A 16,604-nucleotide genomic window follows, 5' to 3' on the forward strand; every position below is an offset into this window, starting at 1 on the left:
GGGTCTTTCAAAGTTCAGCGAATTTCCGTTAAACAAGGCCTTCTGAAACGGGGCCCAGAACAAAAACAGGGTTACGAACCCGATCAGCAGCCAAAAGATGATAGAACTCTTTTCAGCCTGTTCTCTTTCGTCTAGCTTTGGCTTTTTATACGCGTACATCACAGTCTCCCTCTCCGATAAATCTCGACAATATTTTATCATAGCGGAGAAAATATTCCAATTTGTGATTGGATGGGGTACAGTTAGATAACGTATAGTACATATGATTAATTAAACAGGAGATAACCAATGAATTTTATTAAAGATATTTATAAGCTAAGAAAAGTAGTGTTTTCCCTTGCAAGAAACGATTTTAAAGCTAGGTACGTAGGCTCTTACTTTGGACTTTTATGGGCTTTTATAAGTCCATTTATGACTATAATGGTATATTGGTTTGTATTTGAACAAGGACTAAAAGTAAGTGCTCCTGATGAAAATATACCTTTTATTTTATGGTTCTTACCCGGGATGATACCATGGTTTTTTTTCTCAGACACGTTAAATAGCTCTACAAACAGCCTCCTTGAATACAACTTTTTAGTGAAAAAGGTTGTATTTAAGGTCAGCTTACTTCCGTTAGTAAAAATATTATCTTCACTTTTTATCCATGTCTTCTTTGTTATTCTTATCTTCCTTTTTTATATATTTTATGGATACCCGTTTAGTATATATAACCTTCAGGCTTTTTATTATTCATTCTGTTTAATTATATTACTAATTGGTATTTCTTGGTTGACATCTGCCATAACACCTTTCTTTAGAGACATGACACAAGTTGTATCAATTGTACTTCAATTTGGTATGTGGCTTACTCCTATTGTTTGGTCAACGTCAATTATTCCAGATAAACTAGCGCTAATTTTTAAATTAAATCCTTTATATTATATTGTTGAAGGTTATCGAGATTCCTTCATTAATCATGTTTGGTTTTTTCACCGCTATAACCAAACCTTGTATTTTTGGCTAGTAACTATAATTCTGTTGTTAATAGGCACAGTAGTTTTTAAAAAAATGAAACCACATTTTTCCGATGTACTTTAGTATGGAGGATACGAAATGAATGAAATAGCTATTGAGGTTAAGAATCTATCTAAAATTTATAAGCTGTATAATAAAAAAACGGATAGATTAAAGGAAGCTTTGCTTCCTTCTTCTAAAAAATATCACACTGACCATTATGCTTTGAGAGATATTAATTTCCTAATAGAAAGAGGGGAGACAGTAGGAATAGTAGGGAAGAATGGCTCCGGCAAATCTACACTGTTAAAAATCATAACAGGCGTGTTGAAATCATCATCGGGTCAATTAGCTGTGAATGGAAAAGTTTCAGCCTTGTTAGAATTAGGAGCCGGATTTAATCCTGAATACACAGGAATTGAGAATATTTTTCTGAATGGTATGATGATGGGATTTTCAAAAGAGGAAATCCAAGAGAAAATTGAGGAGATAATTGAATTTTCAGAGTTAAGGGATTTTATCCACCAACCTGTGAAATCATATAGCAGCGGAATGTTTGCTAGATTAGCGTTTGCAGTTGCTATTAATGTTGAACCGGATATATTAATTGTAGACGAAGCATTGAGCGTAGGAGACTTATACTTTCAAGCAAAATGCATCACGAAGATGAAAGAACTATTCCAGAGCGGCGTGACAGTCTTATTCGTATCACACGATATTAATTCAGTTAAAGCCTTATGTAAGAAAACGTTATACCTTGAAGATGGCAAAATGATTGCGTATGGACCTTCTGATGAAGTAGTAGATTTATATGCTAAAAAAACGAGAGAACGAATGATAAAAGAGAATTATAAACTTGCACAAACAGCTGAGGTAGGCAAGGTTTTTAATATCACAGCCATGAAACAGACAAATAGTTTAAGTTTTAAGGAATCTCCTGAGTTTGTACAAAAGGTATCTTACTACAGACAAGGTACTGGGGATGTTCAGCTGGTAAATCTGGAGGTTCTTTGTAATGAAAGTGATGTACAAATCGCAAAATTTAATGAGGAAATAAAGATAAGAATGCATGTTAAATTCTTGAAAAGCGCGAGGGTATCGGTGGGTTACCATATCCGAGATAATAAAAACATAGAGATAATAGGAAGCAACACATTGATAGAACAAATTGGTGAATTAAATGGTTTAGCAGGTGACAAAGTAATTGTTGAGTTTAAAACGAGAGTCCCGCTTGTAGAAGGGATATATAACGTCTCCACAGTTATTTCAACAACTACTGTTCATAATAGAACTGCTGTTTTTGCTGACTACACAGAAAATGCGTATATATTTCAAGTAGCCGAGAATGAGGAAGCAAAAATTTGGAATAAAGTTTATATCGAGAACTCAGTAGATATTTATAGAATTTCGGAAGAGGGATGAACATGAATACTCATATACCTTTTCATCAATTTCAGCGTTATAAGATGGTCGAATTGATTATTGACGCTTTTCGAAATGGAAGGACATTTTCTATATTGGAAGTAGGGGCTAACGAACATAAAAATTTAGAGTTGTTTTTAAAAGACGATATTTTATATCTGGATATCAAATTATCGGAAGAATTAAAAAGAGATCCTTCTTTTGTTGAAGGAGACGCTACTGATTTAAAATTCGCTGACTCCAGTTTTGATATTGTGGTCGCTTTAGATGTTATAGAGCACATCCCTAAAGATAGAAGAGAGCTTTTTTTAAAAGAAATTGATAGAGTTTCTAAGTTAGGCTTTATAATATCTGCCCCGTTTGAAAACAGCGGAATAGAGCAGGCGGAAATTAGGATATCGAACTATTACCAAGCACTCTATGATTCAAATCTGCTCTGGAATGAAGAACATAGAGAGCAGGGGTTACCTAATAAAAAGGAAGTTTTTGATTATTTAATTGCCAGCAGCAAGAAAGAAATTGTGCCGATTGATCATGGTAATATAGAAATATGGGAAAAATTCATACAGATGGAATTTATGTCTGGATTGAATGAGAAAATGATTCCATACTGGCATAGTATAAATGAATACTACAATAATGTTCTCTTCTTAAGAGACTTTGCAGACCAAAGCGTTAGAACGTTTTTTGTCGGAATATCAGAAAAAAAAGGCGCAAATATATTGACTGATAGTTTGAGCGAATGGAAGCAAGATTTAACCGAAAAGCATAATAATCAAATTGATTTTTTCTTACAAAGTCTTACAAACTTGAATTTCTCCTTACAATCTCAAATTCCGTCAGAAGCAGCTATTTCCAATTTATACTTCGCACAAATGTTTCTGGATTTTGGAGAGGGCTTTAAGGAAGAAAATAGTGAAACTAAAGTTTTAGTGTTAAAAGATAAATACCAGTATCAGTCCTTTAGTTTTGAGCTGAACAAGAGTGAAGAAATTCATTCGATTAGAATAGATCCGATTAATACAAGTTCGTGTTTGCAGATAATTAATATAAGAATGACAGATAAACAAGGAAACGAATACACGATAAAAAATTATGAAACGAATGCCGAATTTAAATATAACAACGAGTTTATATACATAAACAATGATCCGCAAATTGTAATCGCATCGCCTGAAAAAACCATTCTATCTATTACATTGGATATATTATATAAAAGTTTTGATTTCGGTATTTCAAATGAAATTGCTAACATAATCACAGAAGAGAAAACAGAAAATAAATCCATTAAGGAGAAGTTGCTAGAAAGCGAGTTAAAAGCTGAAGCAATGATAAAAGCAACAGATCAAAAGAATAATGAAGTCAATAGATTAAATGCTGATCTCCTAAATAAAGATGGTTTGTTAGCGGAAAAATTAACCTTAATAATGGAACGAGAGAATGAAATCATTTTATTGAAAGAAAATATCGAATTATTGGAAGAAAATATCGAAAAAATTAACTCTGAATTAGTCCACCTAGACGCTATGCTCTCAGAAAAACAGAAAAAAATAGACACAATGGAGAACAATTGGTTTTGGAAACTAAAAAAAACATTCACAAAATGAGGCTATTAAATGAATACGACAAATATTAAAGTAAGCGTACTACTTGTTACCTATAACCATGAGCTTTATATACGTGAAGCATTGGATAGCATATTAATGCAAGCTTTTGAAGATTATGAAATTGTAGTTGCAGATGATCGTTCAACAGATTCTACTTTAGAAATTATTAAAGAGTACGCAGCAAGATATCCTGATCGGTTCGTTTTTATGAATTCGCCGCAAAACTTAGGGATAACAAAAAATTACCAGCGAGGATTTAAAGCATGTAGAGGAGAGTATATTGCTGTTCTTGAGGGAGATGACTATTGGTCTAGCCCTAATAAATTATCTATGCATATTGATTTTTTGGATAAGAATAGAGAATGCGTATTAAGTTTTAATCGTTATGTTGTCTATGATACCAATAAGGGGCGACATAATATACAGCCTTGGCCTCTTGCTTCAGACTTTCAATATATCACTATAACCGATTTAATTCGGGAAAATTTCATAGGCAACTTCTCGACTTGTGTGTATAGAGCGGATGTAATTAAAAAAATCGACGATTCGCTTTTTGATTTTACTGTCTATGACTGGATGTTAAACATTGTAATGGCTCAGTATGGATTAATAGGATATCTAGGAGAAGTAATGTCTGTTTACAGACTACATAGTTCGGGAACTTGGAGTAATAAAAAACAGGAAGAAAAATTGAAAGATACCATTAGGTTAATAGATATATATGATAATTACCTGGAAAATAAATACACGGACGAGTTTGGGGAACACAAGAGCAAATTAACTACTCAGCTTTATATAATAGAGGAACCAACAAAACTTACCGGCAGGCAATTGCTGAAATACAGAATTAAATCAATAACACCTCCTATAGTAATTCAAATCATGAAATGGGTTTTACCACCTATCGTTTTTAATTATTTCAAAAGAGGCTAGTCGAAAAGGAGTAAATTAGTTTGAATAATATTCAAAATCCTAAAGTAAGTGTAATTATTCCTTCTTACAATCATGGAGACTACATTAAAGAAGCTATCGAAAGTGTTTTGGTTCAAGATTTTACGGACTTTGAACTAATCATAGTTGATGATGCTTCCTCTGACCAATCGGTGGAGGTAATTTCGACTTTTCATGATCCAAGAATAAAATTTCATAAGTTTATTGAGAATAAAGGAGCCGTTGAAACTCTTAATTATGGTATTAAGCTGTCTAGGGGAAATTATATTGCACTACTAAATTCTGATGATAGCTGGGAAAAAGGAAAGCTCAGTACACAGGTCAAAATATTAGATGAAGATCCCCAAATAGGAATAGTTTTTACAAATGCTTCATTTGTTGATGAGAACAACCAGATTCTTAGTAAGAAAGATTACCCATGGGCGGATGTATTCCTTCAACCGAATAGAGAGAGTGGAGAATGGTTAGAAAAGTTTTTCTTCGAATTAAATTGTATTTGTCACCCAAGTATGCTTATTAGAAAAGAACTTTATTCCAGACACGGTTTATATAATCCAGGTTTAAGACAATTACCGGATTTTAGCAAGTGGGTAAACTTGTTTAAATACACTAATATTAGAGTATTAGAAGAGCCGTTCGTGCGTTTTAGGATTTTGTCTCAGGATAGAAACACCAGTGCAGATACTTCTATAAATCGTACAAGGAATAGAAATGAATTATACTTTATAATGCATGATTTCTTTGATAATGTTTCAGATGAAATCTTTATAAAGGGATTTCAAAAGCATTTTAGAAAAAGCGGGTTGTTGTCACAAGAAGAATTACTATGTGAAAGAGCGTTTATGTATTTTAATATACCAAATGAAATAGCTCATATTTATAAATTAATTGGTATAAAAAAAATTAACGATTTGATGACCAATCCAACATTAAATAAGGTCTTGAAGGAAAGTTATAGTTTTTCGGACAAAGAATTTTTTGAAATAACAGGCTCTTTCTCGTTGTTTGATTATGGTGAACATCCGGTTGTTAACACCGTAATAAAAAGTGCCAAAAGTGGGTTAAGGAAAAATCAGTTTTTCTTTAAGATGGCAAGAAAGATTTATCATAAAATGTTTAGATAAGGTTAAGTAAGAGGTGAAGCATGGAGAAGATGTGGGAAGGCCTGCCTATCATCATATTTGGAATCGGTGGTTGTGCAAAGGAAATAAAACTTTTAATTGAGGAAATAAATCAACATAACAAAACTAAAGTTTTTAACTTTCTAGGGTATGTATCGAATAATACGGAGGATATTGGGAAAAAGGTAGACGGTTACGAGGTAGTGGCGTCTAACTACAACTTTATTGAGTTCTCAAAACAGTATCCTCTCTTAGGAGTTTGCATAGGGCTTGGAGATCCTTCAGCTAAGTATAAAATATATACCTCTTTTCTTCAAAATATTAACAATATTGTTTTTCCTAATTTAATTCACCCGAATTCTTATGTACCTACTCACGTGAATAACAATTTTGGATATGGAAACGTCATATGTTCAGGAGTAAGTATAACAACTAATATAACTCTTGGAAACTTTGTGCTTTTAAATCGGAATTGTGCAGTAGGGCATGATTCATTTATCGGAGATTACTGTACAATTAATCCGCTAGCTGTTGTTTCGGGAAATGTAAAGGTTGATTCATTAAGTCTAATAGGTGCAGGATCGTCGATTAAAGAAAACCTGCAAATTGGTGAAGGTTCAATTGTTGGACTAGGTGCCATTATAGTAAAAAATGTAGAAGAAAACCAAATATATATGTGTAAAGCGGCAGAGGCAAGGAGGGTGAATAATGAACAGTCGTGAGTTACATGTATTACCGGAATCCATTTTGGTTACTAAATCTTTTTTGCCTCCTATAGAAGAATACATTGGGGAAATCGAGAGAATATGGAGCAGTCATTGGTTAACCAACAATGGAATTATACATTCCGATTTTGAAAAAAAACTCAAGGAATACCTTGGAGTTCCCAATATATCTTTATTTACAAATGGCCATTTGGCTTTAGAAACGGCCTTGAAAAATTTGGGACTTAAAGGAGAAGTTATTACTACACCTTTTACTTTTGCGTCAACAACCCATGCTATTTTAAATAGCGGATTAACACCTGTTTTTTGTGATATTGAAGAAGTGACATTCAACATGGATGCCAACAAAATCGAAACCTTAATCACTGAAAACACTTCTGCCATTGTACCTGTACATGTTTTCGGTAATCCTTGCGACGTTGATAAAATAGAAAGTATCGCATCAAAATATAACTTGAAAGTAATTTATGATGCAGCACATGCTTTTGGAGTTGAAACTAAAGGGACACCTATCGGCAACTTTGGAGATGTGTCAATGTTTAGCATGCATGCGACAAAAGTTTTCCATTCAATTGAAGGCGGCATTTTAAGCACCTCTAATCATAATTATAAGAAGCGCTTTGATCTTTTTAAAAACTTCGGAATAAGTGGTCCAGAAAGTCTTGAAACACGGGGAATAAATGCGAAAATGAATGAATTTCAAGCAGCAATGGGGCTTGTTAATCTTCGGTATATTGAGCAGGAAATCGAGCAAAGAAAACAATTGACCCAGATATACAGGGAACTGCTAAAAAATATAAAAGGTATTCGGTACTTAGATGATATCAGCCAAGTGAAACATAATTATTCTTATTTCCCTATTATTGTTGATAAAGAACAGTATGGTAAAGATCGAGATTTTTTACACGATGAATTGAGAAAGTGTAACGTTTTCACAAGAAAATATTTTTATCCACTAACTACTGAAATTCAAGCTATTCAAAATCTGGGTTTAAATAATGATTTACCAGTCGCAAAAAAAATAGCTTCATCTGTGCTAACACTGCCTATATACACATCACTTGAAACGGATTATATAAGAAAGATATGCCACAATATCTCTTTAATAGGGGAAGGATGTTAGAATCGAATGAAAGGTATTATTCTCGCAGGTGGTACAGGATCACGATTATATCCACTTACAAAAGTAACCAACAAACACCTGCTCCCAGTTGGTAAATACCCAATGATTTTTCACTCAGTTGCCAAGCTTAAGGAAGCCGAAATAAATGATATTTTAATTGTAACCGGAAAGGATCATATGGGGGATGTTGTTAATCTCCTGGGCAGTGGAAGAGAATTTGGAGTAAGTTTCACTTATCGAGTACAGGATGAAGCAGGTGGGATTGCTCAAGCGTTAGACTTGGCAGAACAATTTATCGGTGAAGATAAAATGGTCGTTATTTTAGGAGATAATGTATTTGAAGATAGTATAAGGCCGTTTGTAAAAAAATTTGAACAACATAAAAGCGGCGCTAAGATTCTCATTCAAGAAGTTCCAGATCCACAACGATACGGAGTTCCTGAGTTACAGGGAGAAAAAATTATATCAATCGTTGAAAAACCTGAGCTTCCCAAAAGCAATTATGCAGTTACTGGAATATACATGTTTGATAGTTCGGTCTTTAAAATTGTAAAAACTCTCAAACCATCCAGAAGGGGTGAGTTGGAAATTACAGATGTTAACAATGCTTATATTGAAAATGGAGACCTTACTTATGATATTTTAAGCGGATGGTGGACCGATGCAGGAACCCATACGTCTTTAGCTAAAGCAAACGAATTGGCAAAAGAAATCATTTATGGTGACGAGTTCGGGAAATTAAAATTGTAATAAAGGAGCTTGGACAATGAAATTAACCGAAACCAAGTTTTCTGAAGCGTTCCTTATCGAACCTGCAGTCCATGGCGACAGCCGTGGATTTTTCATGGAAAGCTATAACCAAAAGGTATTTGAAAAACTGGGAATCACCTATCAGTTTATTCAAGATAACCACTCGCTGTCTGCCGAAACCGGCGTTCTTCGGGGACTTCACTATCAGCTCAATCCCAAAGCGCAAACCAAGCTTATCCGTGTCCTTGCCGGTGCCATTTACGACGTTATCGTAGACATTCGCAAAAAATCACCGACGTACGGCCAATGGCAGGGATTTATACTCAGCTCGGAGAATAAGCGCCAGCTTCTGGTACCGAAAGGTTTTGCTCACGGTTTTTGTACGCTGGTACCCGGCACGGAAGTATTGTATAAGGTAGACGAGTATTACTCTCCGGAAAATGATAGAGGGATCATGTGGAATGATCCCGCACTTGCTATCGATTGGCCCACATCCAGTCCTATCCTTTCGGCAAAAGATGAAAAACACCCGAGCTTGGCGGACGCGGATAACAACTTTGAAGAGGAGGTTCAATCATGAGGCTTCTCGTAACAGGCGGAGCGGGTTTTATCGGAAGCAACTTCGTTCTATACATGCTTAAGAAATACCCGGATTACCAAATCATCAATTTGGATGCCTTGACTTATGCCGGAAATTTGGAGAACTTAAAATCGGTCGAAAACCATCCCAACTACCGGTTCGTAAAAGGGGATATTTCCGACCGGAACGCGGTTCAACAGGCTTTTGAGCTTGGCGTTGACGTGGTCGTAAACTTTGCGGCCGAGTCTCACGTGGATCGCAGTATTCTGGATCCGGGCATTTTTGTTCAAGCCAATGTTATGGGGACTCAGGTGCTGCTGGATGCCGCCAAAGCCCATGGGATTACTAAATTTGTACAAGTTTCTACAGATGAAGTGTACGGCTCTCTTGGGGAAACCGGACTATTTTCGGAAACGACGCCGCTTGCTCCTAACAGTCCTTATTCGGCTAGTAAGGCAGGGGGAGACTTGCTCGTTCGCGCTTATCACGAAACATTCGGGCTGCCGGTTAATATTACGCGCTGTTCCAACAATTACGGACCGTATCAGTTTCCGGAGAAGCTTATTCCGCTTATGATTGCCAATGCCCTGGACGGGAAATCTCTTCCCGTTTACGGAGACGGCCTTAACATCCGGGACTGGCTTTACGTGGAAGATCATTGTTCGGCAATAGATCTCGTACTGCACAGCGGGCGGAATGGGGAAGTGTACAATATCGGAGGAAACAACGAGCGTACCAACCTGGTCATCATCCAAACGATTCTTGCAGCACTTGGCAAATCCGAAGATTTAATTACGTTTATTCAGGATCGTCCGGGTCATGACCGCAGATATGGGATCGATGCAAATAAAATAACGACGGAGTTGGGTTGGAAGCCTAAACATAACTTCGAGTCGGGAATCCAGGAGACCATACAATGGTATCTGGACAATAAAGAATGGTGGGAACGCATACGTTCGGGAGCTTACCAATCCTATTATGAACAGCAGTATGGTTCTTAAGAAACGCGGAGGTTCCTATGAAAATTTTAGTTACCGGAGCAAAAGGACAGCTTGGAAGCGAAGTTTGCAGGCTGTTTGAAGCAGAGGGGCATGAAGTCTGCGGGTTCGGTCGTGAAAATCTGGATTTCACGGATCAGGCAGCATGCGGCCGTATCGTTCGGGAAATCAAGCCGGACGTGCTTATTCATTGCGGCGCCTATACGGCCGTAGACAAAGCGGAAAGCGAACCCGACGAGGCATACCGGGTGAATGCAAGCGGGACACGTAATTTGGCTGTGGAAGCGGAGAAACATAACGCGAAGTTTTGTTATGTCAGTACGGATTACGTATTCGACGGCAGCGGAAATGCTCCTTACAACGAGTATGACAACACGAACCCCCGGACGGTCTATGGAAAATCCAAAAGAGCCGGAGAAATCCTTACCCAGACATTAAGCAGCCGGTATTTTATTGTGAGGACATCGTGGGTGTACGGCCGGACAGGGCACAATTTTGTAAAGACTATGCTCAAGCTGGGCGGAGAGAAAACTTCCTTGAATGTAGTCCACGATCAAACGGGCTCCCCGACTTATGCGGTGGATCTGGCTTCCTTTCTGATGGAACTTGTACAAACGGAAAAGTACGGAATTTACCATGCTTCCAACAGCGGGACGTGTACATGGTACGAGTTCGCGAAGGCTGTATTCGAGGAATCGGATATGAAAGTCGCCGTGAACCCTTGCACGACGGATGAATTTCCGCGTCCCGCGGAGCGGCCAAAGTATTCCGTCATGGATCATATGGGAATCCGCTCCAACGGTTTTCAGGATTTAAGAGGCTGGAAGGAAGGGTTAAGGGACTTTCTTAAGGAGTACCGGAATGGGGAATGACCCGGTCGTTGTTCTTTTATCTACGTATAACGGAGCTAACTATCTCGAAAGCCAGCTGAATTCAATACTGGCCCAGACCCATTCAAATACGAGCATCCTGGTGAGAGATGACGGGTCCAGCGATACGACTTTGTTTATTCTAAAGCACTTTGAAAAGCAATATGATAATGTCCGCTTGATGCCGCAAGACGATAACAAAGGGCCGAAATTAAGCTTCGGCCGGTTGCTTCAGGAAGGTCTATCAGGAACAAAGGCGGATTATTTTATGTTCGCGGACCAGGATGATGTCTGGCTTCCGGACAAAATCGAAAAGACTTTGGCCAGAATGAAGCAGCTGGAAAACACTTGCGGGCGGCAGCCCTTATTGATTCACACGGATTTAAAAGTGGTCGATGAGCGGCAGAGGGAGCTTAACCCGTCTTTCTGGAACTATCAAAAGCTGAATCCCGCCAAAGATTCGTTTCCGCGCCTGCTCATGCAGAATGTCATTACGGGCTGCACGATGATGATAAACCGCCGGTTGGCCGAGGTCAGCCTTCCCGTACATCCGGACGCGATTATGCATGATTGGTGGATCGGTCTCGCAGCCAGTGCGTTCGGCAGGATCGGTTATGTGACGGAGCCGACGATTTTATACCGGCAGCATGGTGAAAACAGCGTAGGGGCTAAGCGGTTCGGGATAGCTTACATCAAGAAAAAGCTGTTGGAACCGGTGTATCTGGACAAAAATATACGCCAAGCGAGGGCATTTGAAAAACAGTTTTCCGAGGCTCTCCCGGAAGTAAGCAGCGAGTACTTAAAGGAGTTTATCAAGCTGGAAAAGAGTCCTTTTCTAAGAGGCAGGACGGCTCTCCTTAAGAACGGCTTTTTGAAAATAGGCATTGCGCGAAATTTGGGATTGTTTCTCAATTGGAAGTCTTAAAAGACCTTGAATTTACCAAAGGTCTTTTTTATTTAAAACGGTTTTAGCCTATTCACAATTCTGCATGGTATACTAGGAATATCTAGTAAATTCGGATGGAGATTCAGATGGACTTAAGCATTATCATCGTTAATTATAATACCCGCCGGCTGACGCTGGATTGTCTGCATTCCGTATATGCTTCCGTAACGGGATATACATATGAAGTACTTTTGATCGATAACAACTCTTCGGACGATTCCGTTTCTTTTATAAAAAGCGAGTTTCCGCAGGTAAAGTTGATTGCGAACCAGGACAACGTCGGCTTTTCCCGGGCGAACAATCAGGGCATAAGACTGGCGCAGGGCCAATATATTTTATTGTTGAACTCGGACACGATTGTGGAGCCGGATACGTTTCAAATTATGCTGGATTATATGAACGGGCATCCGGAAGTCGGCGCAGCGGGCTGCAAAGTGGTGCTGCCTGACGGTTCTCTCGATAAAGCGTGCAAACGCGGTTTTCCGACGCCGTCGGCGTCTTTTTACTATGCGTTCGGGTTTTCGAAGCTGTTTCCGGATCGTCCCCGGTTTAACCAGTACCAGCTGGGGTATTTGAATCCCGACGAGGAGTATGAAGTCGATTGCTTGGTCGGAGCGTTTATGATGGTGCGCCGGAAAACGATCGAGGAAGTCGGAATGCTTGACGAAGAGTTTTTTATGTACGGAGAAGACGTGGACTGGTGCTACCGGATCAAGGAAGCGGGCTGGAAAATTTATTATTACCCGCGCACCAAGATCATCCATTATAAAGGCGCCAGCAGCAGGCGCAAGCCGTATAAAATCATCTATGAATTTCACAGGGCCATGATCTTGTTTCACCGTAAACATTACAAGCGCAATTACTCGTTCGTGACGAATGCCGCCGTTTATATGGGAGTGGCGGTCAAGTTCGGGCTTGCGCTGCTGAAAAATAAGGCGCTGCCGGTCAGGAAGTCTTTGAACCAAACGGATGTCGGAGCGTAACGTACAAGAAGGCCATACAGCGCAGGCGTTTAGGGGCTTGCAAATATAACCCTTGCCCTGCAGGGATTTATTCGATTGTATTATGATGCGACAACGCTTAGCTTGTTTCCTACCAACGATTTTTGAGGTGAATCTTCCATGCTTCGCAGAAATCAACAATTTCTAACCCAGGTCTATGCGATTTTTGATTTCGCCGTGATTCAGACCGCCTTCCTGATCGCCTGGTGGGTTAAATTCGAGAGCGGGTGGCTGGATGCCAACCAGCCGATCCCCATCTCCGTGTATGCCGCTTGGAGCGCGGTCTACGGGGCGGTGGCCGTGGCGGTCGGCTTTTTCGTAGGGCTGTACGGGCCGAACCGCAAGAAACGGTTTGCCGATGCGCTGATCAAAATCGTACAGACGCATCTGATCAGCTTGTTCATTCAGCTCAGCTTGCTCTTCTTCTTCAAAGAAGTGCACATTTCGCGTGAATTCCTCGGGATGTATATTGTGCTGGATATCGTGCTCATCACGGTATACCGCTACGCTTTGAAGGAAAGCCTCAAGCGTCTTCGCGAGAAAGGGTACAACAAGCAGTTTGTGCTCATTCTGGGAGCGGGTACGCTCGGCCGGCGCTTTCACGACAAACTGCTGCAGCATCCGGAGCTCGGCTATGAAATTATCGGATTTCTTGATGATCACGGCGAACATTCGGAGCACAAGGACCTTCCGGCCGCTCCCTATAAGCCCGTTATCGGTACACTCGATGATTTGGAAGAAATTTTGCAGGACAAATTGATCGACGAAGTCATTATCGCGCTGCCGCTGGACGTTCATCACAAATTCCCGCGTCTCATTGCGGCTTGCGAGAAGGCGGGCGTGCGGACGCTGATTATTCCCGACTTCTTCGACTATTTGCCGGCACGGCCGTTTTTCGATAACTTTGCGGGAATGCCTCTGATCAATGTGCGCGATATTCCGCTCGATATGATCAGCAACCGGATGATCAAACGGACCTTCGATCTGGCGTTTTCGCTTACGGCTATACTGATCACGCTGCCGGTGATGATCGTGATTGCCGCGGCAATCAAACTGACGTCACCCGGGCCGATCATTTTCAAGCAGGAGCGGGTGGGGTTAAACCGGCGGAAGTTTTACATGTACAAATTCCGCTCCATGCGCCAGGATACGGCGAATACGTCCGACACGGGCTGGACGACGGCCGACGATCCCCGTAAAACGAAGCTGGGCGCCTTTCTCCGCAAAACGAGCCTGGATGAGCTGCCGCAGTTTTTCAATGTGCTTTTCGGGCATATGAGTGTGGTCGGGCCGCGGCCGGAACGGCCGTTTTTCGTGGAGCAGTTTAAAGAAGAGATTCCGAAATATATGGTGAAGCATCATATACGGCCCGGTATTACAGGCTGGGCGCAGAGCAACGGCCTCCGGGGGGACACCTCGATTTCGGACCGGATTCAGCACGATATTTTCTATATCGAGAATTGGTCGTTCCTCTTTGACATCAAGATTATTTGGAAAACGATCGTGAACGGCTTTATAAACAAAAATGCCTATTAAGTATATTCCGTCCGCATCTTCCCGATACTAGGATCATATCTTGGTAACGGGGAGGTTTTTTTATGATCGATCATGAAGACGCTTACCGGGACGATCAAATGCCAATGGGGCGCGGTCTGATCATCGGAGTGCTGATGGGAGCCGTCATGTGGGCGGTCATTATCGGCGGGTTTCTTTACCTGGTGAACTAATGAGGGGAAAAATAATAAGACGCCATACCCGTTTTTCCGGGTTTGGCGTCTTTCCGTTTGATGCAGGATGCAAGCGGCCCGGCCGCTCCGCTTAATCGGCCTAATCGCCTCAGCGGCATTGAAACGGCCGATTTAAACCGAAGCGTCGGGCGCCGCGTCGTCGGCCTGACGGCATCAAAGACTTATCTCGCCGTCCAGCCGCCGTCGATGATCAGCTCCGTGCCGGTCACGAACGAGGACTCGTCCGAAGCGAGATAGAGGACTCCGTACGCGATGTCTTCAGGCTTGCCCAGGCGTGGCAGCGGAGTACCCGCTTCGAACATGTGTCCCGCGCCCTGATCGAGAGCTTCCTGAATCATCGGCGTCACGATGATGCCCGGGTGAACGGAGTTCACGCGGATTTTGTCCGGGGCCAGCTCGACAGCGGATGCTTTCGATAGGGAGCGGAGAGCCCCTTTTGCCGCGGTATAACCGTTGGTGAAGTTGAGGGCGACAATGCCCGCGATCGAGGAAATGTTGACGATGGAGCCTCCGCCGGCTTTCCGCATTTCGGGTACGACGTATTTCATTCCGATGACACAGCCCGTCAAGTTAATCGACATGACTTTATCCCAGTTCTCCATGGTGAACGTATCAAGCGTGCTGTCCGTACTGATGCCCGCATTATTGACGAGAACATCGACCTTGCCGAACTGCTCCACTGCTTTCTCGACAACCCGCTTCCAGTCGTCTTCCGAAGCCACGTTATGCTTAAGGCCGAGAGCTTGTCCGCCCGCGGCGCGGATTTCTTCCACCACCCGGTTCAACTGTTCTTCCTGCAGATCGGTTGCGACTACTTTCGCACCTTCGGCCGCGAACAACTTGGCTTCCGTTTCCCCTTGGCCCATAGCGGCTCCCGTTATAATGACGACTTTATCTTGTAAGCGTCCCATTTTGCATAACCATCCTTCCGGCTAAAATTTGGAAGCGCATTCATCACGATAGGCTTCCGTGCCAGCGAATTTTTATCGACAAGATGTTGTTTAATTGACATCCTGTTAATTATAATAATACCGAGCCCGTAAGGAACGCTCAACCAACAGCTTTCCCGGAATTGTCGCTTAATGGACAATGACCCGCGTTATGTTGCCAAAGGGAAAGATCTTATACAAGGAGAGCATTTATGTCGATTAAAAATAACTTGGACCCGCGGGTCGTCCGGACCCGCCTGATGCTGCGGGATGCGCTGATCGCTTTGATCGGGGAACAAGGGTACGAGAAAATTACGGTCCGGGACATCGCCGGCCGCGCCTCGCTGAACCGGGCGACTTTTTACCTTCATTACCGGGACAAACAGGATCTCATGGAACAGAGCATGGATGATACATTAAAGGAGCTGGTGGACGGACTCCAGCCTCTGTTCGAAGATGCGTCGGAGTTTCGTTTTGACGCCGGAAAGCCGCATCCTACCTTTGTCTGGCTGTTCGAGGAGATTGCCAGGCATGCGCAGTTTTATCAAGTAGTTCTGGGAGAACAGCGGATGCCTTATTTTACCCGGGGATTAACGGACGTGATTACCGGGTTTGTGACGAAAGGGCTCGGAACGGTAGCTCCCGAAGAGAGGCAGCTTGCGGTGCCCAGGGAGATGCTCGTGAGCTATGTGGTTTCGGCTTTCCTCGGCGTAATCCTGTGGTGGCTGCAAAGCGGCATGCCGTACACGGCTTCCTATATGGCGGAGAAGTTAATGCGCCTGGCGACCCGCGGTCCTTACGTGGACGATCCTTTTACCGGGGCAAAAGAATAAGCCGG

The 16,604-nt window shown here is 41.6% G+C and carries 17 protein-coding genes; 16 read left to right on the forward strand and 1 reads right to left on the reverse strand.

All coding sequences use genetic code 11. The features are described from left to right. The first annotated feature begins 288 nt into the window (after positions 1 to 288). The 15 genes from ABC395_RS02685 (at position 289) to ABC395_RS02755 (ending at position 14,816) form a co-directional block, all read left to right on the forward strand. Positions 289 to 1,080 (forward strand): ABC transporter permease, encoded by a 792-nt coding sequence (locus tag ABC395_RS02685; RefSeq protein WP_413000525.1) that lies wholly within the window; start codon positions 289 to 291, stop codon positions 1,078 to 1,080. 15 nt (positions 1,081 to 1,095) lie between these two features. Further along, positions 1,096 to 2,418 carry an ABC transporter ATP-binding protein gene (locus tag ABC395_RS02690; protein ID WP_413000527.1) on the forward strand — a complete coding sequence of 441 codons (1,323 nt, stop codon included), beginning with the start codon at positions 1,096 to 1,098 and terminating at the stop codon, positions 2,416 to 2,418. Between the two features lie 2 nt (positions 2,419 to 2,420). Further along, positions 2,421 to 4,025 (forward strand): class I SAM-dependent methyltransferase, encoded by a 1,605-nt coding sequence (locus tag ABC395_RS02695; RefSeq protein WP_413000529.1) that lies wholly within the window; start codon positions 2,421 to 2,423, stop codon positions 4,023 to 4,025. 9 nt (positions 4,026 to 4,034) lie between these two features. Further along, positions 4,035 to 4,958 (forward strand): glycosyltransferase, encoded by a 924-nt coding sequence (locus ABC395_RS02700; RefSeq protein WP_413000530.1) that lies wholly within the window; start codon positions 4,035 to 4,037, stop codon positions 4,956 to 4,958. Positions 4,959 to 4,978: 20 nt separating this feature from the next. Further along, on the forward strand, positions 4,979 to 6,100 hold the full coding sequence (locus ABC395_RS02705) for a glycosyltransferase (RefSeq protein ID WP_413000531.1): 1,122 nt from the start codon (positions 4,979 to 4,981) through the stop codon (positions 6,098 to 6,100). Between the two features lie 20 nt (positions 6,101 to 6,120). Beyond that, a complete protein-coding gene (locus tag ABC395_RS02710; protein ID WP_413000533.1) occupies positions 6,121 to 6,819 on the forward strand; it encodes an LbetaH domain-containing protein in 699 nt (232 codons plus the stop codon). Continuing rightward, complete coding sequence (locus ABC395_RS02715; protein WP_413000535.1) at positions 6,806 to 7,945, forward strand: DegT/DnrJ/EryC1/StrS family aminotransferase; 1,140 nt, start codon at positions 6,806 to 6,808, stop codon at positions 7,943 to 7,945. The genes ABC395_RS02710 and ABC395_RS02715 overlap by 14 nt, the downstream gene beginning before the upstream one ends. A gap of 6 nt (positions 7,946 to 7,951) precedes the next feature. Further along, entirely contained in the window at positions 7,952 to 8,695 is a 744-nt protein-coding gene (locus tag ABC395_RS02720) for a sugar phosphate nucleotidyltransferase (protein WP_413000536.1), read from the forward strand. Between the two features lie 16 nt (positions 8,696 to 8,711). Then, the gene (gene rfbC / locus ABC395_RS02725; RefSeq protein ID WP_413000537.1) at positions 8,712 to 9,275 is read left to right on the forward strand and encodes a dTDP-4-dehydrorhamnose 3,5-epimerase; all 564 of its coding nucleotides are present in this window, start codon (positions 8,712 to 8,714) and stop codon (positions 9,273 to 9,275) included. Further along, the gene (rfbB, locus tag ABC395_RS02730; RefSeq protein ID WP_413000539.1) at positions 9,272 to 10,276 is read left to right on the forward strand and encodes a dTDP-glucose 4,6-dehydratase; all 1,005 of its coding nucleotides are present in this window, start codon (positions 9,272 to 9,274) and stop codon (positions 10,274 to 10,276) included. The genes rfbC and rfbB overlap by 4 nt, the downstream gene beginning before the upstream one ends. Before the next feature lie 17 nt (positions 10,277 to 10,293). After that, positions 10,294 to 11,145 carry a dTDP-4-dehydrorhamnose reductase gene (gene rfbD / locus ABC395_RS02735; protein WP_413000540.1) on the forward strand — a complete coding sequence of 284 codons (852 nt, stop codon included), beginning with the start codon at positions 10,294 to 10,296 and terminating at the stop codon, positions 11,143 to 11,145. Continuing rightward, complete coding sequence (locus tag ABC395_RS02740; protein ID WP_413000542.1) at positions 11,135 to 12,067, forward strand: glycosyltransferase family 2 protein; 933 nt, start codon at positions 11,135 to 11,137, stop codon at positions 12,065 to 12,067. Before rfbD ends, ABC395_RS02740 begins: the two co-directional genes overlap by 11 nt. A gap of 107 nt (positions 12,068 to 12,174) precedes the next feature. Then, positions 12,175 to 13,071: a glycosyltransferase family 2 protein gene (locus tag ABC395_RS02745; RefSeq protein ID WP_413000544.1), complete on the forward strand. Its 897-nt coding sequence runs from the start codon at positions 12,175 to 12,177 to the stop codon at positions 13,069 to 13,071. A gap of 138 nt (positions 13,072 to 13,209) precedes the next feature. Then, entirely contained in the window at positions 13,210 to 14,625 is a 1,416-nt protein-coding gene (locus ABC395_RS02750; protein ID WP_413000546.1) for an undecaprenyl-phosphate glucose phosphotransferase, read from the forward strand. A gap of 62 nt (positions 14,626 to 14,687) precedes the next feature. After that, positions 14,688 to 14,816 carry a hypothetical protein gene (locus tag ABC395_RS02755; protein ID WP_009675220.1) on the forward strand — a complete coding sequence of 43 codons (129 nt, stop codon included), beginning with the start codon at positions 14,688 to 14,690 and terminating at the stop codon, positions 14,814 to 14,816. 182 nt (positions 14,817 to 14,998) lie between these two features. Here ABC395_RS02755 and ABC395_RS02760 read toward each other — a convergent pair whose 3' ends face one another. Then, positions 14,999 to 15,748 carry a glucose 1-dehydrogenase gene (locus tag ABC395_RS02760; RefSeq protein WP_413000548.1) on the reverse strand — a complete coding sequence of 250 codons (750 nt, stop codon included), beginning with the start codon at positions 15,746 to 15,748 and terminating at the stop codon, positions 14,999 to 15,001. A 230-nt stretch (positions 15,749 to 15,978) separates the two neighbouring features. Here ABC395_RS02760 and ABC395_RS02765 point away from each other — a divergent pair, with 230 nt between their 5' ends. After that, positions 15,979 to 16,599: a TetR/AcrR family transcriptional regulator gene (locus tag ABC395_RS02765; RefSeq protein ID WP_413000549.1), complete on the forward strand. Its 621-nt coding sequence runs from the start codon at positions 15,979 to 15,981 to the stop codon at positions 16,597 to 16,599. Positions 16,600 to 16,604: the final 5 nt, after the last annotated feature.

The organism is Paenibacillus canaveralius, from assembly GCF_047238265.1.
Classification (GTDB): domain Bacteria; phylum Bacillota; class Bacilli; order Paenibacillales; family NBRC-103111; genus Paenibacillus_F.

Coding starts and splice junctions, on each gene's coding strand:
- ABC395_RS02685 (WP_413000525.1), top strand. CDS start 289: ATGAATTTTATTAAAGATATTTATAAGCTAAGAAAAGTAGTGTTTTCC.
- ABC395_RS02690 (WP_413000527.1), top strand. CDS start 1,096: ATGAATGAAATAGCTATTGAGGTTAAGAATCTATCTAAAATTTATAAG.
- ABC395_RS02695 (WP_413000529.1), top strand. CDS start 2,421: ATGAATACTCATATACCTTTTCATCAATTTCAGCGTTATAAGATGGTC.
- ABC395_RS02700 (WP_413000530.1), top strand. CDS start 4,035: ATGAATACGACAAATATTAAAGTAAGCGTACTACTTGTTACCTATAAC.
- ABC395_RS02710 (WP_413000533.1), top strand. CDS start 6,121: ATGGAGAAGATGTGGGAAGGCCTGCCTATCATCATATTTGGAATCGGT.
- ABC395_RS02715 (WP_413000535.1), top strand. CDS start 6,806: ATGAACAGTCGTGAGTTACATGTATTACCGGAATCCATTTTGGTTACT.
- ABC395_RS02720 (WP_413000536.1), top strand. CDS start 7,952: ATGAAAGGTATTATTCTCGCAGGTGGTACAGGATCACGATTATATCCA.
- rfbC (WP_413000537.1), top strand. CDS start 8,712: ATGAAATTAACCGAAACCAAGTTTTCTGAAGCGTTCCTTATCGAACCT.
- rfbB (WP_413000539.1), top strand. CDS start 9,272: ATGAGGCTTCTCGTAACAGGCGGAGCGGGTTTTATCGGAAGCAACTTC.
- rfbD (WP_413000540.1), top strand. CDS start 10,294: ATGAAAATTTTAGTTACCGGAGCAAAAGGACAGCTTGGAAGCGAAGTT.
- ABC395_RS02740 (WP_413000542.1), top strand. CDS start 11,135: ATGGGGAATGACCCGGTCGTTGTTCTTTTATCTACGTATAACGGAGCT.
- ABC395_RS02745 (WP_413000544.1), top strand. CDS start 12,175: ATGGACTTAAGCATTATCATCGTTAATTATAATACCCGCCGGCTGACG.
- ABC395_RS02750 (WP_413000546.1), top strand. CDS start 13,210: ATGCTTCGCAGAAATCAACAATTTCTAACCCAGGTCTATGCGATTTTT.
- ABC395_RS02755 (WP_009675220.1), top strand. CDS start 14,688: ATGATCGATCATGAAGACGCTTACCGGGACGATCAAATGCCAATGGGG.
- ABC395_RS02760 (WP_413000548.1), bottom strand. CDS start 15,748: ATGGGACGCTTACAAGATAAAGTCGTCATTATAACGGGAGCCGCTATG.
- ABC395_RS02765 (WP_413000549.1), top strand. CDS start 15,979: ATGTCGATTAAAAATAACTTGGACCCGCGGGTCGTCCGGACCCGCCTG.